Source organism: Massilia rubra (assembly GCF_011682065.1).
GTDB classification, from domain to species: domain Bacteria; phylum Pseudomonadota; class Gammaproteobacteria; order Burkholderiales; family Burkholderiaceae_D; genus Telluria_A; species Telluria_A rubra.
The window spans coordinates 47,734-72,480 of record NZ_VUYU01000015.1; the positions used below are offsets into that span (position 1 = coordinate 47,734).

At 62.7% G+C, this 24,747-nt stretch carries 20 protein-coding genes and 1 pseudogene; 12 read left to right on the plus strand and 9 right to left on the minus strand.

The genetic code is table 11. The features are described from left to right. Positions 1-485 precede the first annotated feature (485 nt). The 5 genes from F0185_RS20930 to F0185_RS20950 all read left to right on the plus strand — a co-directional run bounded on the left by F0185_RS20930 (position 486) and on the right by F0185_RS20950 (position 10,125). Positions 486-1,097: a lysophospholipid acyltransferase family protein gene (locus tag F0185_RS20930; RefSeq protein ID WP_167227739.1), complete on the plus strand. Its 612-nt coding sequence runs from the start codon at positions 486-488 to the stop codon at positions 1,095-1,097. Between the two features lie 10 nt (positions 1,098-1,107). Further along, positions 1,108-2,040: a phosphatidate cytidylyltransferase gene (locus tag F0185_RS20935; protein ID WP_167227741.1), complete on the plus strand. Its 933-nt coding sequence runs from the start codon at positions 1,108-1,110 to the stop codon at positions 2,038-2,040. Positions 2,041-2,272: 232 nt separating this feature from the next. Next, positions 2,273-5,413: an alpha-1,6-glucosidase domain-containing protein gene (locus tag F0185_RS20940; protein WP_167227742.1), complete on the plus strand. Its 3,141-nt coding sequence runs from the start codon at positions 2,273-2,275 to the stop codon at positions 5,411-5,413. 335 nt (positions 5,414-5,748) lie between these two features. Continuing rightward, positions 5,749-8,388: a TonB-dependent receptor gene (locus tag F0185_RS20945; RefSeq protein ID WP_167227744.1), complete on the plus strand. Its 2,640-nt coding sequence runs from the start codon at positions 5,749-5,751 to the stop codon at positions 8,386-8,388. 306 nt (positions 8,389-8,694) lie between these two features. Beyond that, complete coding sequence (locus F0185_RS20950; RefSeq protein ID WP_167227746.1) at positions 8,695-10,125, plus strand: aldehyde dehydrogenase family protein; 1,431 nt, start codon at positions 8,695-8,697, stop codon at positions 10,123-10,125. Positions 10,126-10,138: 13 nt separating this feature from the next. Here the strand turns inward: F0185_RS20950 and F0185_RS20955 are convergent, their stop codons facing one another. The 3 genes from F0185_RS20955 to ahpC form a co-directional block, all read right to left on the minus strand. Next, the gene (locus tag F0185_RS20955) at positions 10,139-10,504 is read right to left on the minus strand and encodes a PEP-CTERM sorting domain-containing protein (RefSeq protein ID WP_167227747.1); all 366 of its coding nucleotides are present in this window, start codon (positions 10,502-10,504) and stop codon (positions 10,139-10,141) included. Between the two features lie 179 nt (positions 10,505-10,683). Next, positions 10,684-12,285, minus strand: a complete 1,602-nt coding sequence (ahpF, locus tag F0185_RS20960) for an alkyl hydroperoxide reductase subunit F (protein WP_167227749.1) — start codon at positions 12,283-12,285, stop codon at positions 10,684-10,686. A gap of 119 nt (positions 12,286-12,404) precedes the next feature. After that, on the minus strand, positions 12,405-12,968 hold the full coding sequence (ahpC, locus tag F0185_RS20965) for an alkyl hydroperoxide reductase subunit C (protein ID WP_166897425.1): 564 nt from the start codon (positions 12,966-12,968) through the stop codon (positions 12,405-12,407). Between the two features lie 230 nt (positions 12,969-13,198). Between ahpC and F0185_RS35490 the strand changes: the two are divergent. From F0185_RS35490 to F0185_RS20985, 5 genes and pseudogenes are all read left to right on the plus strand, one after another. After that, positions 13,199-13,339: pseudogene (locus tag F0185_RS35490) on the plus strand (nucleotidyltransferase); the annotation flags it as partial. A gap of 49 nt (positions 13,340-13,388) precedes the next feature. Beyond that, positions 13,389-13,640 (plus strand): hypothetical protein, encoded by a 252-nt coding sequence (locus tag F0185_RS34920; protein ID WP_229477116.1) that lies wholly within the window; start codon positions 13,389-13,391, stop codon positions 13,638-13,640. 3 nt (positions 13,641-13,643) lie between these two features. Continuing rightward, positions 13,644-14,084 carry a type II toxin-antitoxin system YafO family toxin gene (locus tag F0185_RS20975; protein WP_167227752.1) on the plus strand — a complete coding sequence of 147 codons (441 nt, stop codon included), beginning with the start codon at positions 13,644-13,646 and terminating at the stop codon, positions 14,082-14,084. A 306-nt stretch (positions 14,085-14,390) separates the two neighbouring features. Further along, complete coding sequence (mutS, locus tag F0185_RS20980; protein ID WP_167227753.1) at positions 14,391-17,069, plus strand: DNA mismatch repair protein MutS; 2,679 nt, start codon at positions 14,391-14,393, stop codon at positions 17,067-17,069. After that, the gene (locus F0185_RS20985) at positions 17,066-18,022 is read left to right on the plus strand and encodes a hypothetical protein (protein ID WP_166897438.1); all 957 of its coding nucleotides are present in this window, start codon (positions 17,066-17,068) and stop codon (positions 18,020-18,022) included. The genes mutS and F0185_RS20985 overlap by 4 nt, the downstream gene beginning before the upstream one ends. A 109-nt stretch (positions 18,023-18,131) precedes the next feature. Here F0185_RS20985 and F0185_RS20990 read toward each other — a convergent pair whose 3' ends face one another. Further along, positions 18,132-18,677: an FKBP-type peptidyl-prolyl cis-trans isomerase gene (locus F0185_RS20990; protein WP_166897441.1), complete on the minus strand. Its 546-nt coding sequence runs from the start codon at positions 18,675-18,677 to the stop codon at positions 18,132-18,134. A gap of 79 nt (positions 18,678-18,756) precedes the next feature. Here F0185_RS20990 and F0185_RS20995 point away from each other — a divergent pair, with 79 nt between their 5' ends. Both F0185_RS20995 and F0185_RS21000 read left to right on the plus strand, forming a co-directional pair. Next, a complete protein-coding gene (locus tag F0185_RS20995) occupies positions 18,757-19,878 on the plus strand; it encodes a cupin domain-containing protein (protein ID WP_167227755.1) in 1,122 nt (373 codons plus the stop codon). A gap of 31 nt (positions 19,879-19,909) precedes the next feature. Continuing rightward, entirely contained in the window at positions 19,910-20,389 is a 480-nt protein-coding gene (locus F0185_RS21000) for a DUF7931 domain-containing protein (protein ID WP_167227756.1), read from the plus strand. A gap of 483 nt (positions 20,390-20,872) precedes the next feature. Here F0185_RS21000 and F0185_RS21005 read toward each other — a convergent pair whose 3' ends face one another. From F0185_RS21005 to F0185_RS21025, 5 genes are all read right to left on the minus strand, one after another. Next, positions 20,873-21,124 (minus strand): hypothetical protein, encoded by a 252-nt coding sequence (locus F0185_RS21005; protein WP_167227758.1) that lies wholly within the window; start codon positions 21,122-21,124, stop codon positions 20,873-20,875. A gap of 14 nt (positions 21,125-21,138) precedes the next feature. Then, positions 21,139-22,308 (minus strand): NlpB/DapX family lipoprotein, encoded by a 1,170-nt coding sequence (bamC, locus tag F0185_RS21010; RefSeq protein ID WP_229477117.1) that lies wholly within the window; start codon positions 22,306-22,308, stop codon positions 21,139-21,141. A gap of 61 nt (positions 22,309-22,369) precedes the next feature. Then, positions 22,370-23,254, minus strand: a complete 885-nt coding sequence (dapA, locus tag F0185_RS21015) for a 4-hydroxy-tetrahydrodipicolinate synthase (RefSeq protein WP_167227760.1) — start codon at positions 23,252-23,254, stop codon at positions 22,370-22,372. Between the two features lie 71 nt (positions 23,255-23,325). Continuing rightward, positions 23,326-23,913 (minus strand): class I SAM-dependent methyltransferase, encoded by a 588-nt coding sequence (locus tag F0185_RS21020; RefSeq protein ID WP_167227762.1) that lies wholly within the window; start codon positions 23,911-23,913, stop codon positions 23,326-23,328. A gap of 39 nt (positions 23,914-23,952) precedes the next feature. Then, the gene (locus F0185_RS21025) at positions 23,953-24,729 is read right to left on the minus strand and encodes a site-2 protease family protein (protein WP_187362603.1); all 777 of its coding nucleotides are present in this window, start codon (positions 24,727-24,729) and stop codon (positions 23,953-23,955) included. Between the last annotated feature and the right edge of the window lie 18 nt (positions 24,730-24,747).

Consider the following 24,747-nt stretch of genomic DNA (forward strand, 5'->3'; position numbering starts at 1 on the left):
GAGTTCATTCACGGGACGTTCTCCCTCTGTAACTGCCCGATATCGACCAGGCTAACGACAGCATCAGCGTAAATCTCGACGGTACCCCCGATATATACGTGCAACTAATTGCTAATTAAAGCTCTGACCCCGGTTGTGAATTTTGATGCATTGATGCAATTAATTACGAATCAGAGGTCAGACCCCGGTTGTGGGAAAAGTTGCACAGGTAAAAATATTAATGTTGATAGACAGTTAAATAACATTTACACTTGGCCGCTTTAAGTACCCGCGCAGAAATAAGTGTGAGTTTTTGGCGAACATAGCCGGATGCGATGCAAGGCGCCCGACGCGACGCAGTGCGAGCACTGCGAGCGGAGGGCAACGCCGCAGCGCGCCGGCTATGGAAGACAAAAATCACAGTTATTTATGGCCGGGTACTTAGTACCGATCAAAGATACTCGACCGCCGGCCGGGCATCGCCAGCCCGAACAGAAAGCTAAACCTTGAACCCCTTTTTCCGCCTGCAGCGCGATACCTTGCTCGGCTTGCAGCGCCTGGTCGTCGGCGGCGCCGCCTTTTATGATGTGCCGCCCGTTCATCCCTGCGTGTTTTTCGCCAATCACACCAGCCACCTCGATACCACCGGCCTGCTGGCCGCCATTCCGCCGGCCATGCGCGACCGCACCCGGCCCGTCGCCGGGGCCGATTATTGGGACAAGACCGCCATGCGCCGCTACATCGCGCACACGCTGCTCAATGTGGTGCTGGTCGATCGCGAAAAAGGCGGCGCCGACGCGCTGCTGCCGCTGAAAAGCGCACTCGACCAAGGGGATTCGCTGATTGTCTTTCCCGAGGGAACGCGCAGGGATACGACCCTGCCGGGCGAGTTCAAGTCCGGCCTGTATCACTTGAGCAAGGACCGCCCGACCCTGGCGCTGATCCCGGTGTACCAGCAAAACCTGCACCGCGCGCTGCCCAAGGGCGCGCCGTTTCCGCTACCACTGCTGTGCCGCTCGCACTTCGGCGCGCCGCTCTACAACGACCACGGCGAAGACAAGGAAACCTTCATCGCCCGCATGCACCAGGCCGTTTGCGACCTGGCCGATACTTTCTGAGAAGACCACGATGACTCCCCTATTCATGCTTACCGGCCAGATCCTGTTGGCAATCCTGGTCCTCGCTTCGAGCGTCGGCTTCGTGCTGCGCCTCAGGAATCCCGGCAACGCCACCATCATCAACCTGAACGCCCGCATCAACGCGTGGTGGATCATGGCCGTCGTGCTGTTTTCGGCGCTGGTGCTGGGCCGCTATGTGACGATCGTGGTGTTCGGCTTCGCCTCGCTGATGGCGCTGCGCGAGTTCCTCACCCTCACGCCGACCAGGAAGAGCGATTACTGGCCGCTGTTCATCGCCTTTTTCATCGCCCTGCCGGCCCAGTACTGGCTGCTGTGGACCCAGTGGTACGGGCTGTTCGCGATCATGATCCCGGTGTATATCTTCTTCCTCATCTCGGCCGCCAGCGCGATCAGCCAGGATACCGACGATTTTTTGTCGCGCAACGCGCGCATCCTGTTCGCGGTGATGTTCTGCGTGTACGGCGTGAGCCACGCGCCGGCGCTGCTGATGCTCGACATCCCGAGCTTCCAGGGCCACAACGCCCAGTTGCTGTTCTTCTTCGTCTTTATCGTACAGATCAGCGATGTGCTGCAGTACATCTTCGGTAAACTCTTCGGCAAGCACAAGATGGTGCCCAAGCTGAGCCCCAACAAGACCTGGGAAGGCTTGATCGGCGGCGGCATGGCGACGATGGGAATCGGCGCGCTGCTGGCGTTTGTCACCCCGTTCACGCCCTTGCAGGCGGCCGGCATGGCCGCGCTGATCGTCATCGGCGGCGTCATGGGCGGCCTGGTGATGTCGGGCGTGAAGCGCTCGCTCGGCGCCAAGGACTGGGGCACCGGCATCGCCGGCCACGGCGGCTACATGGACCGCCTCGATTCGCTCGGCTTCGCCGCGCCGGTCTTCTTCCACATCGTGCGCTGGATCTGGGCCCTGCCCTGAGCTGAGTTGCCCGTAGTCCGACTACGCCGCCTCCACCTCCCTTTTCTTCCGCAAGCATCGCCGGTCCCCGCCCTCGCCGGCGGCGGACGGCGCTCGCCTTGATTTTCGTACAACTCCTGAAACGATGTGTAGTAATATTACATCGGCTTTATGCCGATCGCCAGCGGCGTCACAAAAACGACGTAGTAAGGACAAGGGCGCCGCTGCACATTCCCCTCTTCAGGAGTTGCACATGCATTCTCTAGGTAGTATTACTTCACGCATTCCCGCGCATGTTCTTATCACCGGCTTGTGCGCCAGCCTGCTGGCCGCCTGTGGCGGTTCCGACGGCGCCGACAGCAACTTGCCAGCACCGGCGACGAGGTCCGAATCGGTCCAGCGCGCCTCGGTCGCGATTGTGGCCGTGGCGCCCGGCACCATGCGCCTGCATTACCGCCGCGCCCAGCGCGACGAAGCCCAGTGGGGCGTCTACTCCTGGTCCGGCCCCGTCAAGCCGAGCGTGGAATGGATCAAGGACCGTTTCATGCTGGCCGCCAGCGACAGCTACGGCGGCTATGTGGATATTCCGGTCGACGCCACCAAAACCAGAATCGACTTCCTGCTCACCGACGGCAGCGGCAACAAGAACTGCGCGAGCGACCAGGCCGGCGATTTTGCGCCCGACATCGCCGCGCGCGGCCAGGAGCTCTGGCTGCTCGAAGGCGACTGCAAGGTCTACAACAGCGCCCCGGCGATCAGCTTGGGCAACCTGGCCAACGCCGGCGCGCACTGGCTTTCGCTGGACACCTTGGCCTGGCCCGGCACGCCGCTTGCCGCCAGCTACAAGCTGTTTTATGCCGCCAACGGCGGCATGGGCTCCGCGCCCGATGGCGTCACCGGCGCCGATGGCAGCATCGACCTGCGCGTTGCCGGCGCCTTGTCGCCGGCGCTGCAAGCGAAGTATCCGCACCTGGCTACGTCCACCGCGTTGACGGTGCCTAGGGCCGACCTGGCCGGCCTGCCGGCCAAGGTCAGCGGCCAGTTCGCCATCGCGCAATTCGATGCCACCGGCAAGCTGGTACAGGTCACGTCGCTGCAAACGAGCGGCCTGCTCGACGCGCTGTTCGCCCCGGCCGCCGCCAACAGCGCGCTGGGCGCGACCTTCAACCGCGCCGGCGTGCCGACCTTCCGCGTGTGGGCGCCGACCGCCAAATCGGTCGCGCTCAATGTGTACCCGGACCCCACGGCCGCCAGCGCCAGCCGCGTGCCGATGACGCGCGACGGCAGCAGCGGCGTGTGGCACTACACCGCCCCCAACGCCGCCTGGACCAACCGCGCCTACTACACCTACACCGTCAACGTGCTTTCGCGCTGGGCCAATAACACGGTGGTGAGCAACGTGGTCACCGATCCGTATTCATTGAGCTTGAACGCCAACGGCCAGCGCAGCTTTGTCGCGAACCTCGACAGCGCGGCGCTCAAACCGGCCGGCTGGGATGCGCATCCGCTTCCGCGCCTCGACCATCCGACCGACATCTCCTTGTACGAATTGCAGGTGCGCGATTTCAGCGCCAGCGACATGACGGTGCCGGCCAACCATCGCGGCAAGTTCCTCGCTTTTACCGATGTGAATTCGAACGGCATGCGCCATCTGCGCGCGCTGCAACGCGCCGGCATGAGCCACATTCACCTGCTGCCCAGCTTCGACATCGCCAGCGTGAATGAAACCGGCTGCGCCACGCCTGCCATTCCGGACGCCCCCGCCAACGCCGAGACGCAGCAGGCGGCAGTCGCCGCCGCCGGCGACAGCGACTGCTTCAACTGGGGCTACGATCCGGTCCATTACAGCGCACCCGATGGCAGCTTCGCCACCAACGCCAGCGACGGCGCGGTGCGCGTGCGCGAATTCCGGGCGATGGTCAAGTCGCTGCACGAACAAGGCTTGCGGGTGACGATGGATGTGGTCTACAACCATACCAGCGGCGCGCAGCAAAGTCCCCTGTCGGTGCTCGACAAGATCGTGCCGACCTACTATTACCGCCTCAATGCGAGTGGCGCCATCACCAACGACAGCTGCTGCGCCGACACCGCCGCCGAAAACGCGATGATGGCCAAGCTGATGACCGATTCCGTCGTCACCTGGGCCACCGATTACAAGGTCGACAGCTTCCGCTTCGACATCATGGGCATGGCGCCGCTGTCGGTCATCACCGACCTGAAAGCGAAAGTCGACCGCGCGGCGCAGCGCGACATCTACCTGTACGGCGAAGCCTGGAACTTCGGCACGGTCGGCAACGACGCGCGCTTCGTGCAGGCGCGCCAGGCGAATATGTTCGGCACCGGCGTCGGCTCGTTCAACGACCGCCTGCGCGACGCGGTGCGCGGAGGCGGCTGCTGCGATGGCGGGCTTGAGCTGATCAGCCAGCAGGGCTTCATCAACGGCGCCTTTACCGATCCGAATGCGAGCAGCGTGCAAACCAGGGACGACTTGCTGCGCCTGGGCGACTTGATCAAGGTGGGTTTGTCGGGCACCCTGCGCGACTACAGCTTCACCGACCGCACCGGGGTGCTGCGCAAGAATGCGGACATCGATTATGCCGGGCAGAAGGCGGGGTTTGCGGCCAGTCCGGCCGAGACCATCAACTACGTCGAAGCGCACGACAACCAGACCTTGTTCGACCTGAATGCCTTCAAGCTGCCGCAGTCGACCAGCCTGGCCGATCGCGTGCGCGTGCAAAACCTGGGCGCGGCCATCAATATGCTCTCGCAGGGCGTGCCGTTCTTCCACGCTGGGCAGGAGATCCTGCGTTCGAAGTCGCTCGACCGCGACAGCTATAACGCGGGCGACTGGTTCAATCGCCTCGACTTTTCGTACCAGTCGAATAACTTCGGCGTCGGTTTGCCGATGGCGGGCGTGAACAAGGCCAATTGGGAGTGGATGTCGCCGATTCTGGCCAATGCGCTGATCAAGCCCGATGCGGCGGCGATTGTGTCGGCGCGCGATTACTTTCTCGACCTGCTGGAGATTCGCAAAGACACCACCCTGTTCCGCCTGCGCAGCGCGAAAGAGGTGAGCGAGCGGCTCAGGTTCCACAACACGGGACCGCAGCAGATCGCCGGCCTGATTGCGATGAGCATCGACGGGCGGCGTTATCCGGGCGCGAAGTACGGCAGCGTGGCGACCTTCTTCAACGTCGACAAGGTCGCCAGGAGCATCACGATCGATGAACTCAAAGGACGCAAGCTGGCGCTGCACAAGGTGCAGCGCAAGTCGGACCATGACCGGCTGGCGAAGACGGCAAGCTACGAGCGCGCCAGCGGCACCTTCAGCATCCCTCCGCGCACGACGGTGGTGTTCGTGGAAAATGGTCCGTTCTGGCAGAACGACGAGTAGGCCAGCCAGGTTGCAAAACCGGGGACAGACCCCGGTTCGCCGTCCGCCGGTTTTGCAACACGCCGATACCCAGATCGGTATCGGCAGCCGCAAAAACATGATTGGAGCAATTCACGCGCGTCCCCTATTATTCGGGCAAACAAGAGCATCTAGTGTCCCGAGTTAGAAATTCGTTGATGATTAAATGTGGTGAAATCGTAACGAGACAAGGAACAAAGCGCAGACAGGCCGAGGCCTGGCGAACATTTGTGACGCAGTATCGGTGCGATTGTCGCCATATTTATTCAACGAATTTCTAACTCGGGACACTAGCTCAATAACGATAATGGAGACCCATGAACAATCCCGCCCTCGCCCGCGGCCGCTCCCGCGCGGACCGTCCGATCGTGCTCAAATCGCTGGTCGCGTCCCTGCTCGCCACAGGCATGCTGACGCATCTCTCCGTGGCCGCCCAGGAAGCCATTCCCGCCCCCGCTGATACGGCCGTGGTCACCGTCAGCGGCGTGCGCAAGGCGGCGCAAAGCGCGCAAGCGATCAAGAAGAACGCCGACCAGGTGGTCGACTCCATCGTCGCCGACGACATCGGCAAGTTCCCCGACAAGAACGTGGCCGAAATCCTGCAGCGCGTCACCGGCGTGCAGGTTCAGCGCGGCGGCGGCGAAGCCGGCACCGTGATCATCCGCGGCTTAGGTGGCGTGGTCGCGCTCCTGAACGGGCGCGAGTTCTTTTCCGATACCGGCCGCAGCCTGTACCTGGCCGACGTGCCGGCTTCCATGCTGCAGCGGATCGATGTCTACAAGACCCAGGGCGGCGACCTGCCCGAAGGCGGCACCGCCGGCGTGATCGATGTGCGCACCAACCGTCCCTTCGATTTCAAGGGCCGCCAGATCAACCTGAACCCGCGCGTGGAAAACCGCGACAAGGCCAGGACCAATAATCCCGACGTGAGCGCGATGTTCAGCGACCGCTGGAAAACCGGCATCGGCGACATCGGCGCGCTGGTCGGCTTGTCGTACCAGCGCGGGCGCTATCACGATGAAGTGGCCTTCGCCGGCTTTCCGCTCCCGATCGACAATGGCGTGACCGGCGCCGAGAACTTCGGCCGCTTCATGGGTAACGGCGACCGCAAACGCGAGGCGGGCAACTTCGCGCTGCAATGGCGCCCGGCGCCGACCGTGGAAGTATTCGCGGAAGGCTTCCGCACGAATATCGACCACCGCTACCAGAATAATTTCATGATTGGTTTCCCGCCGCACTTCGCCGGCGCGACCATCACGACCAAGCCGGGCACCAACAATCTCGATACCATCACGCGCCTGAACCAGGACGCGCCGGGCTTTGCCTCGACCCAGGCCTACCAGCACGATGTGACCAACGAGCAGGTGGCGCTGGGTGCGCGCTGGGACGCCACGCCGAACCTGCGTTTCACCACCGAGGCGGCGCGTACCGCCAGCTACTTCAAGGAGCGGCGTGTGATTTTCGATTTCGATTACACCGCGCGCGGCTTCGTGGGCGCGGTGCGCTCGGGCGGCGGCTACATGGACTTCCCGGGCACGAACATGGAAGACCCGGACGACGCCAGGTTCCGCGTGCGCGGCGGCACAGACATCGCCAACGCGCGCCAGGGCACGTCGAACGACTGGCGCGGCGATGTGGTGTACGACGCCACCGATAACGGCATCCTCGGTTTCGTGAAGGAGCTGGCCGGCGGCGTGCGCCTGGCCGAGCGCAAGGCGTCCTCGCGCGGCATTCGCGATATGTGGTACGACAATAGCCCGCAAAAGGGCGCGCCGGCCAGTCAATTCCCGGGCTTGTGGACCTTGTCGGCGCCGACCGGCGGCAACTATGGCGTGGACCGCTACGTGGTGGCCGACCATAACTACATCCTCGATCACACCGACGTGGTGCGCACCATCCTGACCGGTTCGGCGGCGCAGCTGGAAGACAATCCGCTGTCGTACTACAGCGACGTGGAACGCACGTCGGCCTTGTATGCGAAGGCCAAATTCGGCTTCCATCTGGGTGTGCCGATCAGCGGCGTGGTGGGCGCGCGCGTGGTGCGCACCGAGCAAACGCTCAAGGGCAATTCGTCGATCGTCGGCGTGGTCGCGCCGGTGTCGGTCGATACCAGCCGCACCGACGTGCTGCCGAGTTTTGCGCTGCGCGCGGACCTGGCCCCGACCCTGGTGGCGCGCGTGGTCGCCGGCCGCGCGGTCGAGCGGCCGGCATTTGCCGATTACAATCCGGCGCTGCGCCTGGTCGAAGGCGTGGCGGCGACCCCAAACTCGTCGGGCATCCTGGGCACCGGCGCGGCGGGCAATCCGAATCTGCGGCCGACCAGGTCGGATAATATCGACGTGGCGCTGGAGTGGTATTTTGCGCCGACCGGCTCCCTGACCGGGACTGTTTTCCAGCACAAGTTCACCGACCGTTCGGTGGAAAAGGCGGCGCGCGAAATCATCAATGGCCGCGAGTACGATGTGACGCGCCGCTACAACCTGGCCAAGGCCAACCTGGAAGGCTTCGAGATGAGTTACCGGCAGTTTTACGACTTCCTGCCGGGGATGCTGAGCGGGCTGGGAATGGAGGCGAATTTTACCTACATCACCGGCAAGCAAACCAATCCGGATGGGCGCGAGTCGGCCTTTTTGGGGATGTCGAAAACATCGTATAACCTGGTCGGGCTGTACGAGAAGGAGGCGTGGTCGGCGCGGCTGGCGTACAACTGGCGCTCAAAGTTCATGGCCGAGGAGCGCTATCGCGGCAATGACAAACTGGACTTGTATGTGGCGCCTTTACGCTCGCTCGATGGCTCCTTGTCGTACCGGATCAACAAACAGCTGACCGTGACCCTGGATGGGAATAATCTGCTGGACCAGCCGTATCACGATTACTTCAACAAGGACCCGGGCCTGGTGCGCGATACGCGCCGCTATGACCGCACGGTGGGATTGGCCTTGCATTACAAGTATTAGTATACTTGTAACCACCGTCGTTCCCGCGCAGGCGGGAACCCAAGTTTTGTGATTCGCCCGAAACTGCGGTATGGACTTGGGTTCCCGCCTGCGCGGTAAGTCGGTTCCGGCAATGCCGGAGACGACGAGTCGCTGGCGGCAGAAACGACGCGCTATCGGTTGCTGGCACTCGCGATACGCGCCGCAATCGGCACAAGCGCCCGTCATCGGCCACCTCCCTCCGGCACCATTCCCCCCACAATGGTAAGCTTTTGCTTTTTGATAAACACGCATCGCGATCCCTTGCGAGCCACGTAGAAAGCTTCCATGAAACAGAACTATATCAACGGCGCCTGGGTCGACGCCGCTTCGTCGTCCGCCAATATCAACCCGTCGAATACGAACGACATCATCGGCCATTACGCCCAGGCCGACGCGCAGCAAACCGAGCTGGCGATCGCCGCCGCCGCTGCCGCCGCACCGGGCTGGGCGCTGTCCAACATCCAGATGCGGGCGGACGCGCTCGACAAGATCGGCAGCGAAATCCTGGCCCGCAAAGAAGAGCTCGGCACCCTGCTCTCGCGCGAAGAAGGCAAGACCCGTCCCGAAGGCATCGGCGAAGTCGCCCGCGCCGGCGCCATCTTCAAATTTTTCGCCCAGGAATGCCTGCGCCTGCGCGGCGACAAGCTGCCATCCGTGCGCCCCAACGTCGACGTGGAAGTCACGCGCGAGCCGGTCGGCGTGGTCGGCATCATCGCGCCGTGGAATTTTCCGATCGCCATTCCGTCCTGGAAAATCGCACCGGCGCTGGCCTACGGCAATTGCGTGCTGATCAAGCCGGCCGAACTGGTGCCGGCCAGCGTCTGGGCCTTGACCGAAATCATCAGCCGCGCCGGCCTGCCGCCGGGCGTGTTCAACCTGGTGATGGGTCGCGGCAGCGTGGTCGGCCAAGCCTTCCTGCATGACCGCCGCGTCAACGCGATCAGCTTCACCGGCTCGGCCGCAACCGGCGCCAAGGTGGCGCTGGCGGCCATCGGCCGCATGGCCAAGGTGCAGATCGAGATGGGCGGCAAGAATCCGCTGATCGTGCTCAACGACGCCGACCTCGCCACCGCCGTCAACTGCGCGGTGCAGGGATCGTTCTTCTCGACGGGCCAGCGCTGCACGGCGTCGAGCCGCCTGATCGTCGAAAAAGGCATCTACCCGGCCTTTGTGGCGGCCGTGAAAGAAAAGCTGGCTGCCTTGACCGTCGGCGACGCGCTCGGCGCCGGCATCGATATCGGCCCGGTGGTCGACCAGAGCCAGCTCGACCAGGATATGGCATACATCGGCATCGGCCGCGAGGAAGGCGCCACCCTGGCCTTCGGCGGCGAGCGGATCGAGTGCGCCACGCCGGGCTTTTTCCTGCGCCCGACCTTGTTCACCGATTGCAGCAACGACATGCGCATCAGCCGCGAAGAAATCTTTGGCCCGGTCGGCATGGTGATTCCGGCCGATAGCTACGAGCACGCGCTGGCGCTGGCCAACGATACCGAGTTCGGCCTGGCCAGCGGCATCGTCACCACCTCGCTCAAGTATGCGACCCACTTCAAGCGCCACGCCGAAGCGGGCATGGTGATGGTCAATGTGCCGACGGCCGGGGTCGATTACCACGTGCCGTTCGGCGGGCGCAAAGGGTCGAGCTACGGATCGCGTGAACAGGGCACGTATGCGGCCGAGTTCTTTACGACCGTCAAGACTGCCTACTGCGGGGTGTAAGCAGTCCGCGTACTCAGTTATTGAAAGGAAGTTTGGCGCCGCCATGCCGTTCGCTGGAGGACACGGTGCGGTTGGCGCCCACGCTGACCGCACGGCGCGCGGCGGCGGCGACCATGCCAAGGCCGACCAGCATCAGCGCATACGTGTCGGGCTCAGGCACCGGACTGGGCGTGTCGATCCGCTCGGCATGACATTGCTGCCCGCATCGGTCCGGCGCGACCGGCAACCAGTCATCGACCATGACAGGCTCGCTGGCGGCCGTGGCATCGATGACGAGTTGAACTTCCGGCACGTCGCTGTTTGCTGCGGCCATGGCAAGTGCCGGCATGGTCAACGCGGCGACCAGGATGCGTCTGAACCAGTTCGTGGAAATGAACATGCCGGAGACTCTTTGCGGACAGGAATCGGTGCTGCGCGAGCAGTCCAGATCCCAGAGTATGCCACTCACCGCGCGCGGGTCTGCGCAATGTCAGGGAGCGCGGTCACAGCGGCGATTCTGTCTCGCCCAAAAAAATGCCCGGCATGATCCGGGCATTTTTGTTGGTCAACAGACTTGCATCAGGCAGCTTCCGCCACTTCCTCTTCCCTGGCGACATCACTGACCACTGGCTGGCGAATCAGGTAATCGAACGCGGACAATGCCGCTTTCGATCCTTCGCCGGCAGCAACGACGATCTGCTTGTACGGCACCGTGGTCACGTCGCCGGCGGCAAATACGCCAGGCAGGCTGGTGTGGCATTTGGCATCGACAACGATCTCGCCGTACTTGCTCAGCTCCAAAGTCCCTTTCAGGAATTCGGTATTCGGCACCAGGCCGATTTGCACGAACACGCCTTCCAGCGCCACGAAGTGATCGGCGCCGCTGGCGCGGTCCTTGTAGCCGAGGCCATTGACCTTTTGGCCGTCACCGGTGATCTCGGTCGTTTGCGCGTTGACGTGGATGGTCACGTTGGAGAGGCTCTTCAACTTGTTGACCAGCACCGCGTCGGCTTTCAGCGCATCGGCGAACTCAACCAAGGTGACGTGCTGGACGATGCCGGCCAGGTCGATCGCCGCTTCCACACCGGAGTTGCCGCCGCCAATCACGGCGACGCGCTTGCCTTTGAATAATGGGCCGTCGCAGTGCGGGCAATACGCCACGCCCTTGTTCTTGTACTCGGCTTCGCCGGGTACGTTGACGTTGCGCCAGCGCGCGCCGGTCGAGACGATCACGCTGCGCGCCTTAAGCACGCCGCCGTTTTCCATGTGCACTTCGATCAAGCCACCCGGCGTGGCGGCGGGAATGATCCGCTCGGCCCGCTGCAGGTTCATGATGTCGACTTCGTAGTGGCGCACCTGCGCCTCGAGGGCGGCGGCGAATGTGGGGCCGTCCGTTGCCAGCACCGAAATGTAGTTCTCGATGGCCATGGTGTCGTTGACCTGGCCGCCGAAGCGCTCCGCCGCCACGCCGACACGGATGCCTTTGCGCGCCGCGTACACCGCCGCCGCCGCGCCGGCCGGGCCGCCGCCGACGATCAGCATGTCGTAGGCCGACTTTTGATTGAGTTTCTTCGCTTCACGGTCAGCCGAACTCACATCGAGCTTGGCGACGAGTTCTTCCACGGTCATATGACCGGACGTAAACATGCTGTCATTCTTGAAGACCATCGGGACCGCCATGACCTGGCGCGCCTCGACTTCGGCCGGGTACATGCCGCCATCGATGATCACGGTGCGGATCTTGGGATTGAACACCGCCATCAGGGTCGCCGCCTGCACCACGTCGGGGCAATTGTGGCAGGACAGGGACATATAGACGTCGAAATCCATCGATTCGTCGAGCGCCTTGATGGCGTCGATGACGTCGGGTTCCACTTTGGGCGGATGGCCGCCGGTCCACAGCAAGGCCAGCACCAGCGAGGTGAATTCATGGCCGAGCGGAATCGCGGCGAAGCGCACGCCGTGGGTCTCGCCTTCGCGGGCGATGACGAACGAGGGGCTGCGGCTGTCGGCGCCCGACTCATCGACACTGACTTTATCGGACAGGCTGCTGATCTCGGCCAGCAGTTCACGCAGTTCGGCACTTTTGTCGCTGTCGTCGAGCGTGGCGATCAGGCGAATCGGCGCGCGCAGGTTTTGCAAATAGCCTTGCAGCTGAGTTTTTAAGGTGGCGTCAAGCATGTTGATATCCGTAAGAAAGTGCCTTGAATTAAATCCGGGAACCGTCGGGCTGGTTCCCGGCGCGGGGAAGGCAGCGCAAGGCGCCGCGCCTTCCCCGGGTAGTGCTATGACATTGCTATTTAGATCTTGCCGACCAGGTCCAGCGATGGGGTCAGGGTTTTTGCGCCTTCATTCCACTTGGCAGGGCACACCTGGCCTGGGTTGGCGGCGACGAACTGGGCAGCTTTCAGCTTGCGCAGGGTTTCCTTGACGTCGCGGGCGATGGCGTTGTCATGGATTTCCAGGGTCTTGATGACGCCTTCCGGATTGATGATGAAGGTGCCGCGCAGCGCCAGGCCTTCTTCTTCGATGTGCACGCCGAAGGCGCGGGTCAGCTTGTGGGTTGGATCGCCCACCAGCGGGAACTTAGCCTGGCCGACGGCTGGCGAGGTTTCGTGCCAGACTTTGTGCGAGAAATGGGTGTCGGTGGTGACGATATACACTTCGGCGTTGGCTTTCTGGAATTCAGCGTAGTTCTGCGCCGCATCTTCGACTTCGGTCGGGCAGTTGAAGGTGAACGCGGCAGGCATGAAAATGACGACCGACCACTTGCCCTTCATCGACTCGTTCGAGACTTCGACGAATTTGCCGTTGTGGAAGGCTTGGGTTTTAAACTCTGGAACTTGGGTATTGATCAGCGACATGGATATCCTCGTGCGTGGTTTTGTGGGTTAAGAAAAACTATCGAATGAGAAGCTCTCATTGGTTTCTATGATACGACAAGATAGGCCGGGCACCTCATTGTTTGTATTAATGAGGGTCATTGGGAATTTTGTTTGGCTTGGATTGGCGCGACGGCGAAAGTGACAGTTTTCCCCGCCGTTGAGGGTGCGCTTGGCTGCATGCACCTGCCCGGGCATGATAGTATCGACGTATGAAACCCTACCCGGCTCTCTCGCTTTACCGGGAAAAACTTCGCGCCCTCGGCTTGGGACGCGGCCTGGTAAGCGTGTGTGTGTTCGGTTTCACCGCACGAGGCGATGACCGGGAGGAGAGCGATCTTGACCTTCTGCTAACGGTCAATGCAGAGGATTTCCGACTAACAGTGTTTACAGGGAGATCTCATGGCAGCGAAACTTGGCGTGCAGACAAATTTGCCGGACCCTTCCTTGAATGGCGAAAAGAAGCAGAGCAATCGCAGTACGCGTGTCGGCGAGTCGAAAAACGCGAATATTGCTGGGACTGCCAATACACAGACCAAGCGCCGCAGCCCAGAGGCACGCGACGCTGCATTGCACGCGCTCCGAGAGAACAAGGATCTTTTCACCGCCGAGGCCGTGATCAGCAGATCAGAACGGCTGTTGAAGAAATCCTGAGCAATGAGCAATGCCGTCTTTGTGCTTGCTCAAACCTACTCTGCACTTCTGGAAAGAGGGTTCACAGAAGAAATCGTCGAAACTATTCGCGATGAATTTCAATACTATAAATCAGGTAATGAATTCGATCACGAATGGTTTTGCCACGATAGAGGCGCCGATCCGGGAAGCTACTTAAGTCACGTTCACCTCATACCAAGCAATCCAGAAGATGAAGCAACATGGCTGGCGGACTTCGAGAACAAGCACAAGAGAAGACATAGATCGAGCGACCGCTATGTTCTCTATGCAAGCGACCCAAGGCATGGCTATTTGATTATCGACATATTGGATGACCCGGGCGCTCATGAAGTTTGGAAGCAGCGGAGGACGAAGCTCGCTGGCTACGAGCTCGCGGCTACCGATTTTTGTACATTTGGTCCGAAGCCTGATCTTCACAGGTAGCCTCCCGCTGAGCGCGGCCAGAGGATACGCCAACTTGATCATCGAAGCGATTTCGGTGGACGGGATATCCGTTCACAGGCCAACTATTCATGTTGATGCCTGAAACAGCGCTGTTCTGACTAATTTTCCCCGCTCGAATTCGCCAATCGTCAATTCTCGGCCCGCGATTCGTCCTGAATCGGCGCGCATTGCTCCTGCACCCCAGCACGAAAGCGGTAAAATGGCGCCCTTTACGACAACGCAGCGCCGCGTCGCACCCTGGCGGGCAACTTACCAGACATGCCGGGCCTCAACGACAAAGAACACATGACCACTCCCCCGACCGAAATCAACGCCGCCGCCATCAAGAACGGCGCGACCGAAAAGCACACGCCGATGATGCAGCAATACCTGCGCATCAAGGCCGAATACCCGACCATGCTGGTTTTCTACCGCATGGGCGACTTCTATGAGCTGTTCCACGACGACGCCGAAAAGGCCGCGCGCATCCTCGGCATCACGCTGACCGCGCGCGGCGCCTCCAACGGCAACCCGATCAAGATGTGCGGCATCCCCTTCCACTCGCTCGACCCGTACCTGGCCAAGCTGGTCAAGCTGGGCGAGTCGTGCGCCATCTGCGAACAGATTGGCGACCCGGCCACCAGCAAAGGCCCGGTCGAGCGCAAGGTCATGCGCGTGGTCACCCCCGGCACCCTGACCGACGCCGACCTGCTGCCCGAAAAAGCCGAACGCCCCCTGCTGGCCGTGTGCATGATCAGCCAGCGCAAGGTCGTCACCACGGGCCTGGCGTGGTTGTCGCTGGCCAGCGGCGGCCTCAAATTGATGGAGTTTTCCGGCGACAGCCGCACCGTGGGCCTGCGCCTGCAACAGGAACTCGAACGCATCGCCCCGGCCGAAATCTTGCGCGGCGATGGCGCCGAACTGTTCGACGACGACGGCACCGCCCACACCCAGCGTGTGCCGGACTGGCACTTCGACGTCGTCGGCGGCCACAAGGCCCTGCTCGACCAACTGAACGTGGCCACCCTCACCGGCTTTGGCGCCGATGGCCTGGGCGCGGCATTCGGCGCGGCCGGCGCGCTGCTGCGCTACGCCCAGTCGACCCAGGGTCGCGGCTTGCAGCACGTGCGCAGCCTGTCGACCGAAACCGAGAACGAATTCATCGGCCTCGATGCGGCCACCCGGCGCAACCTGGAGCTGACCGAAACCATCCGCGGCCAGGAGTCCCCTACCCTGTTTTCGCTGCTCGACCACTGCCGCACGGCGATGGGTTCGCGCCTGCTGCGCCACTGGCTGCACCATGCGCGGCGCGAGCAGAACGTAGCGCGCGCCCGTCATGCGGCCATTGCCGCGCTGGCGCAAAGCGACGCCGCCGGCGCCCTCTCGGCCACCCTGGCCGAGGTGCCCGACATCGAACGCATCACCACCCGCATCGCCCTGCTCTCGGCCCGTCCGCGCGACCTGGCCAGCCTGCGCGACGGCCTGCGCCAGTTGCCAACCCTGCGCCGCTCGGTGCAGCAAGCCTTTATCGCCGGCGAAGAAAGCCTGCTGGCCACCATTCACGATGCGCTGGCCACGCCCGCCATCTGCCTCGACCTGCTGGAGCGCGCGGTGGCGCCGGAACCGGCGGCCATGGTGCGCGACGGCGGCGTGTTCGCGCGCGGCTTCGACGCCGAACTCGACGAACTGCGCGGCCTGTCCGAAAACGCCGGCCAGTTCCTGGTCGACCTGGAGACGCGCGAACGCGCCCGCACCGGCATCGCCAACCTGCGCGTCGAGTACAACAAGGTGCATGGCTTCTACATCGAAGTCACGCACGGCCAGACCGACAAGGTGCCGGACGATTACCGCCGCCGCCAGACCCTGAAAAACGCCGAGCGTTACATCACGCCCGAACTGAAGGTGTTCGAAGACAAGGCCTTGTCGGCGCAAGACAAGGCGCTGGTGCGCGAAAAGCTCCTCTACGACCAGCTGCTGGCCGACCTGGCGCCGCATATCGGCACCCTGCAAACCATCTCGCAGGCCCTGGCGCAGCTCGACACGCTCACCGCGCTCACCACCCACGCGCTGCAGCACAACTGGTGCGCGCCGCAACTGGTCGCCGAACCCTGCCTGGTGATCTGCGAGGGCCGCCACCCGGTGGTGGAAAACCAGATCGAGCGCTTCATCGCCAACGACTGCAAATTCAACGACGAACGCCGCCTGCTCTTGATCACGGGTCCGAACATGGGCGGTAAATCGACCTTCATGCGCCAGGTGGCCCTGATCACTTTGCTGGCCTACATCGGCAGCTACGTGCCGGCCACCAGCGCGACCATCGGCCCGATCGACCGCATCTTCACCCGCATCGGCGCCACCGACGACCTGGCCGGCGGACGCTCGACCTTCATGGTGGAGATGACCGAATCGGCCGCGATCCTCAACGGCGCCACCGCGCAGTCGCTGGTGCTGATGGATGAAGTCGGCCGTGGCACCTCGACCTTCGACGGCCTGGCGCTGGCCTGGGCCATCGCGCGCCACCTGATCGACGCGAGCCGCAGCTTCACCCTGTTCGCGACCCACTATTTCGAACTGACGCAACTGCCCGAAAGCCACCCGAGCGCGGCCAACGTGCACTTGTCGGCGGTCGAGCACAAGGACAGCATCGTGTTCCTGCACGCGGTGCAGCCAGGGCCCGCGTCGCAAAGCTATGGTTTACAGGTGGCGCAGCTGGCCGGCGTGCCGCAGGCGGTGATCAAGGCGGCGCGCAAGCACCTGGCGCGGCTCGAATCGCAGGCGCTCGACACCACGCCGCAGCTCGACCTGTTCGCGCTGCCGTGCGTGGAACCGGACGAGCCGGCCCAGGCGCCGCACGCGCACGACGCAGCGCAGGAAGACATGCACGATGCCCTGCTCGACGCGCTGGCCGCCATCGATCCCGATGCCTTGACCCCGCGCGAAGCGCTCGAGCAGTTGTACCAGCTCAAGCGCCTCGCCACGCCATGATGCGCGCCGCGCCACTGGCCGCGTTCCTGTGCGCGGCATGGCTGGCGGCGCCGCCGGCCGCCACCGCCGCGCAAGGCAAAACGGCTGCCGCCAAAGGACCGGCGCCCTACCAGTTCGCCATCATCGGCCATCGCTTTGCCGATGGCGGCGGCGAGCCGCAACTGGAACAAGCCATCGCCGCCAGCGACGATGGCGCGGTGGCCTTTATCGTCGCCACCGGCGTCAAGGCCGAGCGCGAGCCGTGCAGCGACGAGTTGTACACGCAGCGGCGCGACCTGTTCGCCGAGGCGCGCCGGCCGATGATCGTGGCGCCCGCCGCCAGCGACTGGAGCGGCTGCACCAACGGCGCCGGCAGCCAGGTGGCGGTCGATCGCCTGAACCGCATGCGCGAATTGTTTTATCCGGACGCCGATTCCCTCGGCAAGCGCAAGCTGCCCTTGCTGCGCCTGTCGACCAGTTCGCAGTTCCGCAGCTACGCCGAGAACGCGCACTGGATTGTCGGGAACGTGCTGTACGCGACCATGAACCTGTCGTCGGATAACAATCACTATCGTCCCGAGGCGGGCCGCAACAGCGAGTTCGAAGACCGCGCGGTGGCCAACCGGTTCTGGCTCAAGCGCCTGTTCGGCACGGCCCAGCGCAAGAAGCTCGATGCGGTGGTGTTGTTTACCGAAGGCGACATGAAGATCCACAGCGAAAAGCCAGGCCTGCTGTCCATGCTGGGACCGGGCGAGAACCGCAAGGATGGCTATGCGGCGGTGCGCCACCAGGTGTTGGCGTCGGCCCAAAAATTCGCGGGCAAGGTGCTGCTGGTCGATACCGCCCTGCCGGTGGGACCGGCGCCGGCGATTGCATGGCGCGCCAACCTGGGCCATGTGAGCGTGGGATCGGGTGTGCTGCGCATGCGCGTGGCGCCGGGCAGCGAGAAGATGTTCCTGCTTCAGAAGCCGTAAACACAGCCGTCAACGCAGCTGTAAACGCAGATGCGGCGCCGGAGAAGATCTCGGGCGCCGCATGGACCGGATGCGAGGCAGGCGCGAGCCCACCCCGGCATGCGGGGAATTAATGCACCGGGTGGCTGCGGAAGTGGTCGCCCTCTTCGCCGTCATCCTCGTCGTCATGGTCGTGATGACCATGCGCGCCGTGCACGTGGCCGTGCGCGATTTCAACGTCGAGCGCTTCGCGCACGTCGGTGACTTCCAGCTCGAAGCGCAGCGCGATGCCGGCCAGCGGGTGATTGCCGTCGAGGACAACCTTGTCGTCGGCGATGTCGGTGACGGTGAAGATCATGGTTTCTTCATCGCTGTCCGGGCCATCGGGCATGCCTTCGAACTGCATGCCGACTTCGAGCGGCTCCGGCAGGCGCTCGCGCGCTTCAACCTTGACCAGGGCCGAGTCGTAGTCGCCGAACGCGTCGTCCGGTTCGATCTGCAGGACGCAAGCGTAGCCGGTTTCCTTGCCATCGAGTTCTTCTTCGATTTTCGGCAGCGTATTTTCATAGCCGCCGTGAAGATAGACCATCGGCTGGCTGCCGTCTTCGATCAGATTGTTCTGCGCGTCGGACAATTTATACTTGACCGTTACGACCGTGTTTTTGGCAATCTTCATAGTGCTTCCTTTCAGTGTGTACTGGCGGATTATACCTCCCCGCCGCCTTGCCCTGTTTCGGACTTGGTTATAATGTCGCATGAAAAAATTAACGCTCTTGGGCGATATCACGCCCGCCCAGTTTTTACGCGATTACTGGCACAAGAAACCGCTCTTGATCCGCCAGGCAATTCCCGGCTTCAAGCCCTTGCTCAAGCTGGACGCGCTGGCCGCGCTTGCCAAACTGAACCATGTCGAATCGCGCCTGATCACCCAGGTCGACGGCGACTGGAGCATGCAGCACGGTCCGCTGACCGAATTGCCACCGCGCACGCAGCGTGAATGGACCATGCTGGTGCAAGGCGCCAACCTGGCCGACAAGGGCTGCGACGCGCTGCTGCGCCAGTTCCGATTCATCCCGGACGCGCGCCTGGACGACCTGATGATCAGCTACGCCACCGATGGCGGCGGGGTCGGTCCGCATTTCGATTCCTACGATGTGTTCCTGCTGCAAGCACACGGCAAGCGCCGCTGGCGCATCGGCGCGCAGAAGGACTTGTCGCTGGTCGAGGGCAAGCCGCTGAAAATCCTGAAAAACTTCAAGCCGCAAGAAGAATTCCTGCTCGAACCGGGCGACATGCTGTACCTGCCGCCCCACTACGCGCACGACGGCGTGGCCGAGGGCGACTGCATGACGTACTCGATCGGTTTCCGTTCGCCGTCCTACCAGGAACTGGGTGAAGCGTTTCTCCAGTTCATGGCCGACTCGATCGACCTGCCGGGCCGCTACGCCGATCCCGACCTGGAAGTGGCAAAAAATCCGGCCGAAATCCCGCGCAACATGCTCGCCGCCATCACCGAAGAAATGAACAAGGTGCGCTTCACCGAGGAAGACGTGACCATTTTCGTCGGCGAGCACATGTCCGAGCCGAAGCACAATGTGTTCTTCACGGGACCGGCCAAGCCGCTCACCATGGGACGCTTCGCCGAGGCCGTCGCCAAGCGCGGCGTGGCGCTCTCGCTCAAGTCGCAAATGCTGTATCGTGGCAAGCACGTGTTCATCAACGGCGAATCGTTTGCCGTCGGCCGCGCCGACAAGGCCGTGCTCGACGTGCTGGCCAACGAACGGACCATCGGCGGCGCGGCCCTGGACGGCGCCTCCGACGATGTGATGGAAGCGCTGTATACCTGGTACCAGGATGGATGGATCGAACTCGCTTGATATTGACGCATACGCTCTCAAGGACACTGCCATGACCGACGCCGCCGTTCATAAGTTCAACTCGCACGCCGAATTCGAGGCGCAGCTGCGCGACTGCCTGGGGCGCGCGCAGGTGACGCTGAAAATGTTCGATCCGGATTTTTCGGTGTTTCCTCTTGGAAGCAGCGAGACCGATGCCGCCCTGCGCCGTTTTCTCGCCGGCGGCGGCGCCATGCAGCTGGCCATGCATGACAGCGCCCATATCGAGCGCAACTGTCCGCGCTTCGTGCGCCTGTTGCGCGAGTTCAACCACAAGATCGAGGTAAGGGCGACGCCGCGCTCGCTGCATCACCTGACCGATTCCTTCTGCATCGCCGACGGCACGCACATCGTGCGCCGCTTTCACAGCGACCACATGCGCGGGGAAGCGGCTTTCGATGCGCCGGCGGCTACCGATCTCAGCCAAGAAAGATTCGGGGCAATCTGGATCGAGGCCGTTTCAACGTTACATCCGACCACGACTGGTTTGTAAGGGTTTGTAAGGCCCAAAACAGGCCGATCAGAATATAAATTGGAGATGCAGCAAATTAGCCGATGAAATGATCATAAAGATGACTTTTATCACAATATGAATGTTGCCACTTCGCAAAAAGCTTCCATAAAAGCATCATGGTGCTATTGCGAAGCACCAAATTTAGCTATAATATCGGGTTAGGAAGTTTCCGTTGTCTGTCAAGCACCATTATAGGTACGAAAGCTAACGAGAATTCCCTAACGAGCGATAATTACCGGTAATTATTCATCGCAATATACGTTGTCATCATTTAGTGCATTAACTAAGGAAAACCCATGAAAAAATCTTTGCTGATCGTCTCCCTGCTGGCTGTAGCCCTGGCTGCTTGCACCAAAAAAGAAGAAACCCCAGTTACTCCAGTGACCCCAGCTGTTGAAGCTCCTGCTACCGTTACCCCACCACCAGTAGTTGAAGCTCCAGCAACTCCAGCTGCTGACGCTGCTACTGCTGCTGCAGTTGCCGCTTCGGCCGCTTCGGTTGCTGCTGACGCTGCTGTTGCTGCTTCGGCTGCCGCATCGACCGCAGCTTCGGCTGCTGCATCGGCTGCGCACTAATCAGCACGATTTGAAAAAGACCGGCCTGCGGGCCGGTTTTTTTTCGTCTGGCGATTCGTGAAGTGGCAATTGGCCTCCGATCCGCATCGGAGACCAGCGCCAGCGACGTAAAAAAACCGGCCTCGGCCGGTTTTTTCATTCCTGCGTACACGATTACTTCAACTCGTCGCTCAGCAGTTTCAAGATCTTGGCGCCGGTTGGCGAGGTTTCAGGCTTGCCATCGTTGCTCTGCACCGTCACCTTGCTCACCGTCGCGCCCGCTTCTGTCTTGACCGCCACGCGGAAACGCTGCGCTTCCTTGGCCTTGTCGGACGAGGAGCCAAAGCTGAACAGCTTGCTCAGGAAACCATCTTTCTCGGCCAGGTCCGGATCGACATAGCGCACGAAATACACGCCCTGCACCCGGTCGCGGTCTTCCACCGTGAAGCCGACCCGGTCCAGCGCCAGGCCGACCCGGCGCCAGGCGCGGTCGAATCCTTCGGCCACTTCGACCGAATCGCCCAGCAGCTTGGCGTTTTGCGGCGCTTGCGGCGCCGCCGCCACGGCCGCTTCGGCCGGCTTGACATCGGCCACGCCGGTCAGCTTGGCCAGCAAACGGCTCAGGAATTGCGCTTCCAGGCCCGGATCGTTCGCACGCGTGGTCCAGGTGGTCGAATCCTTTTGCGAACCGACCAGCACTTCTTCCGCGCCGCGATGGCTGATGTAGATTTCGGTGCCGTTCGCGGTGCGCTCGAGGCGGGTGCGGAACTTGTCGCGCTCGCCGGTCGAGTACAGCGAATCGAAGACCTTGCCGATCGACTGGCGGATGAAGTCTTGCGGAATCTTCGAGCGGTTCTCGGCCCAGTCGGTTTCCATGGTGCCGGTGACGGCCGACTCATTGATGACGGTAAAGCCCGAATCGGCCCAGAATTGCTTGAGCTGCGGCCACAGTTGCTCCGGGGTCTGGTTGACCACCAGCCAGCGCTGGTTGCCGCTGCGCTCGACACGCACGGCGTCGGTGCCGTTCGCACCGATCGGCTGGCCGCCAGCCACCGGCGCCGCCGTCGTGCCCTTCGGCTGCTGGTAGGTCGAGGCCGACGCCACGCCGCGCGTTTCGGGAATGGCGTAGCGGTTGTCGCGCTCGAGCTGGGTCAGGTCGGGCGGCACGTCCAGCGACGCGGCCTTCTTGGCGCCACGGTAATCGAGCTTGTCCTGTTGAATCACGGAACTGATCATGCCGCAGCCGGACAGGCTGACCATCAGCGCCGACAGCACCAGGCCACGCGTCGCTGCAGGAGAAAATGCCGGGGCCTTGGCCATTGTTAATGTATTGCGAATAGTCATGTCGTTACTGAATGAGAAGCTGAAAGGCAGCTGGTGTCTGGGATGATCCGACCCTTGCGGGTCAGGGCTGTGGTAGGACGCCGGCGTCGCGCAGCGCGCCGCGGACCGCGTCGTGGCAGTCTTGCCCGAGCGGCGCCAGGGGCAGGCGTATGCCGGCAGGCATCAGGCCCATTTCCGCCAGGGCCCATTTGACCGGGACCGGATTTGGCTCGATAAACAGTTTCTGGTGCAACGGCATGACAGTGTTGTTGATCTCGACGGCGCGGGCGATGTCGCCGCCCATCGCGGCCGCGCACAGCTCGTGCATGGCGCGCGGGGCCACGTTGGCCGTGACCGAAATATTGCCGGCGCCGCCGCACAACATCAGCGCGATCGCGGTCGGATCGTCGCCCGAGTACACGGCGAACGATTTATCGACATTGCGCAGCAGTTCCAGGCCACGCCCGATATTGCCGGTAGCATCTTTAATGCCGACGATATTCGGGATGCTTGACAAGCGCACCACGGTGTCGTTGCTCATGTCGGCCACGGTACGGCCCGGCACGTTGTACAGGATGATCGGCAGGTCGACCGCTTCGGCGATGGCCTTGAAGTGGCGATACATGCCTTCCTGGGTCGGACGGTTGTAGTAGGGAACGACCACCAGCGCGGCATCGGCCCCGACTTTCTTGGCATAGTCGGTCAGCATGATCGCTTCCGAGGTCGAATTGCCACCGGTGCCGGCAATGATCGGAATGCGGCCACGGGTATGCTCGACGGCCAGTTTGACCAGTTCGCAGTGTTCCTCGACGCTGACGGTGGCCGATTCGCCCGTGGTGCCGACGATGACGATGCCATCGGTGCCCTCGGCGATGTGCCAGTCGATCAGCTTGCGCAGGCCCGGATGGTCCAGACTGCCGTCTGCATGCATCGGGGTGACGATTGCTACTATGCTGCCCTTGATCATATGTAGGTAACTATGCTGGTAAATAAAGTCCTGATTGTAGCGGATCGCCCGCCCGAATGGTTCATTGTTGACTAGAATCGCGCCTCGGTCACCGCCGCGCCCCCGTCAAGACGCGCGTCTTCGCGGGCAAAATCGGCCCCGCAAGCGCACAGGCGCTGCACCATGGCCGCCTTCGGCACGCTGGTAAAACCATCTTCGAACGCCAGCACGCGCAGGTGATGGGCCGCCGCCTGGCGCAGCAGCTCGCCTTCGTGCAGCAAGAACGCCGGGTTGCTCGGACGGCCGAAGGCTTCGTTTCCGCCCGCAAAGGTTTCATAGATCAGCAGGCCGCCCGGCGCCAGGCTGCGCACCAGCGCCGGAATCAAGGGCCGGTGCAGGTAATTGGTGACGACGATCACGGCAAAGCGCCCGTCCTCGAAAGGCCAGGGCGCGGTGCCGTCTTCCAGGTCGAATTCGAGGGTGGTGATGCTGGGGCCGGCGGCCGCGGCCAGCGCCTCCGGATCGCGGTCGAGCGCAATGACCGGGTGGCCGAGCGCGGCCAGCAGGCGCGCATGGCGGCCCGTGCCGCAGGCCAGGTCAAGCGCCTCGCCGCGCCGGGCCAGCGGGGCGAAACGGGCGATCCACGCGGAAGCGTCGGCGTTAGTCAGTGCGTCAGTCATGGGAAATTCCTTTATAGAGTAACAGGCAAGAGCAGGCGGCTATCCGCGTGCCATTGAGAGGAGCCAGGCAAGGGGCGCGGCGACCTTGGCGAAGGCGGCGCTGGCCACCGTCATGGCCTTGAACAGGAAGCTGTCGAGCACATGCAGGCGCATCAGCAGGATGAAGGCGGTGAAGATGAGCACGTCGAGCACGGCCACGTCATTGACCAGGCGCAGCGCGCGCTTGGGCAGGGCCGCCAGCAGGCCGGGCGGCAACAGGCTGGCCACCCTGCGCCCGCCGTCCGGCGGCACCGTCGGCAGCATGCGCAGCACGCGCTCGGGCAAGATGCTGGCCAACACGTGGCTGCCGTCGAGCGGCGGGATCGGCAGCAGGTTGAAGACCATCATCACGGCATTGACCGCCACGCCGGCGCGCACCATGTCGTAAAAGAAGCGCTCGGTGACGCCGCCGGCGACCAGCAGCACGCCGATGACGCTCCAGAGCACGCCCATGAGGAAATTGGCGGCCGGGCCGGCCAGCGCCACGAAGGCCATGTGCTTCTTGGGATTGCGCAGGCGGTCGTACTCGACCGGAACCGGCTTGGCATAGCCGAACGGCAACTGGATCAGCCAGTACAACATCAGCGGCAACAGCACGGTGCCGAAGGGATCGATGTGGCGCAGCGGATTGATGCTCAGGCGACCTTCGTCGGCGGCGGTGGTGTCGCCGAAGTAGTTGGCCACAAAGCCATGTCCCACTTCATGCAGGGAAATGGCGAACAGCACCGGAATCGCGAGCACGAGCAGCGCCAGCAGCGTGTGGTAAGAGCTGCTCATCGCCCGCTTCCGGCAGGG

What these genes read in the sequence shown, in the direction of transcription:
- F0185_RS20935 (WP_167227741.1), top strand. Translation starts at nt 1,108, where the DNA reads ATGACTCCCCTATTCATGCTTACCGGCCAGATCCTGTTGGCAATCCTG.
- F0185_RS20940 (WP_167227742.1), top strand. Translation starts at nt 2,273, where the DNA reads ATGCATTCTCTAGGTAGTATTACTTCACGCATTCCCGCGCATGTTCTT.
- F0185_RS20945 (WP_167227744.1), top strand. Translation starts at nt 5,749, where the DNA reads ATGAACAATCCCGCCCTCGCCCGCGGCCGCTCCCGCGCGGACCGTCCG.
- F0185_RS20950 (WP_167227746.1), top strand. Translation starts at nt 8,695, where the DNA reads ATGAAACAGAACTATATCAACGGCGCCTGGGTCGACGCCGCTTCGTCG.
- F0185_RS20955 (WP_167227747.1), bottom strand. Translation starts at nt 10,504, where the DNA reads ATGTTCATTTCCACGAACTGGTTCAGACGCATCCTGGTCGCCGCGTTG.
- ahpF (WP_167227749.1), bottom strand. Translation starts at nt 12,285, where the DNA reads ATGCTTGACGCCACCTTAAAAACTCAGCTGCAAGGCTATTTGCAAAAC.
- ahpC (WP_166897425.1), bottom strand. Translation starts at nt 12,968, where the DNA reads ATGTCGCTGATCAATACCCAAGTTCCAGAGTTTAAAACCCAAGCCTTC.
- F0185_RS34920 (WP_229477116.1), top strand. Translation starts at nt 13,389, where the DNA reads ATGGCAGCGAAACTTGGCGTGCAGACAAATTTGCCGGACCCTTCCTTG.
- F0185_RS20975 (WP_167227752.1), top strand. Translation starts at nt 13,644, where the DNA reads ATGAGCAATGCCGTCTTTGTGCTTGCTCAAACCTACTCTGCACTTCTG.
- mutS (WP_167227753.1), top strand. Translation starts at nt 14,391, where the DNA reads ATGACCACTCCCCCGACCGAAATCAACGCCGCCGCCATCAAGAACGGC.
- F0185_RS20985 (WP_166897438.1), top strand. Translation starts at nt 17,066, where the DNA reads ATGATGCGCGCCGCGCCACTGGCCGCGTTCCTGTGCGCGGCATGGCTG.
- F0185_RS20990 (WP_166897441.1), bottom strand. Translation starts at nt 18,677, where the DNA reads ATGAAGATTGCCAAAAACACGGTCGTAACGGTCAAGTATAAATTGTCC.
- F0185_RS20995 (WP_167227755.1), top strand. Translation starts at nt 18,757, where the DNA reads ATGAAAAAATTAACGCTCTTGGGCGATATCACGCCCGCCCAGTTTTTA.
- F0185_RS21000 (WP_167227756.1), top strand. Translation starts at nt 19,910, where the DNA reads ATGACCGACGCCGCCGTTCATAAGTTCAACTCGCACGCCGAATTCGAG.
- F0185_RS21005 (WP_167227758.1), bottom strand. Translation starts at nt 21,124, where the DNA reads ATGAAAAAACCGGCCGAGGCCGGTTTTTTTACGTCGCTGGCGCTGGTC.
- bamC (WP_229477117.1), bottom strand. Translation starts at nt 22,308, where the DNA reads ATGACTATTCGCAATACATTAACAATGGCCAAGGCCCCGGCATTTTCT.
- dapA (WP_167227760.1), bottom strand. Translation starts at nt 23,254, where the DNA reads ATGATCAAGGGCAGCATAGTAGCAATCGTCACCCCGATGCATGCAGAC.
- F0185_RS21020 (WP_167227762.1), bottom strand. Translation starts at nt 23,913, where the DNA reads ATGACTGACGCACTGACTAACGCCGACGCTTCCGCGTGGATCGCCCGT.
- F0185_RS21025 (WP_187362603.1), bottom strand. Translation starts at nt 24,729, where the DNA reads ATGAGCAGCTCTTACCACACGCTGCTGGCGCTGCTCGTGCTCGCGATT.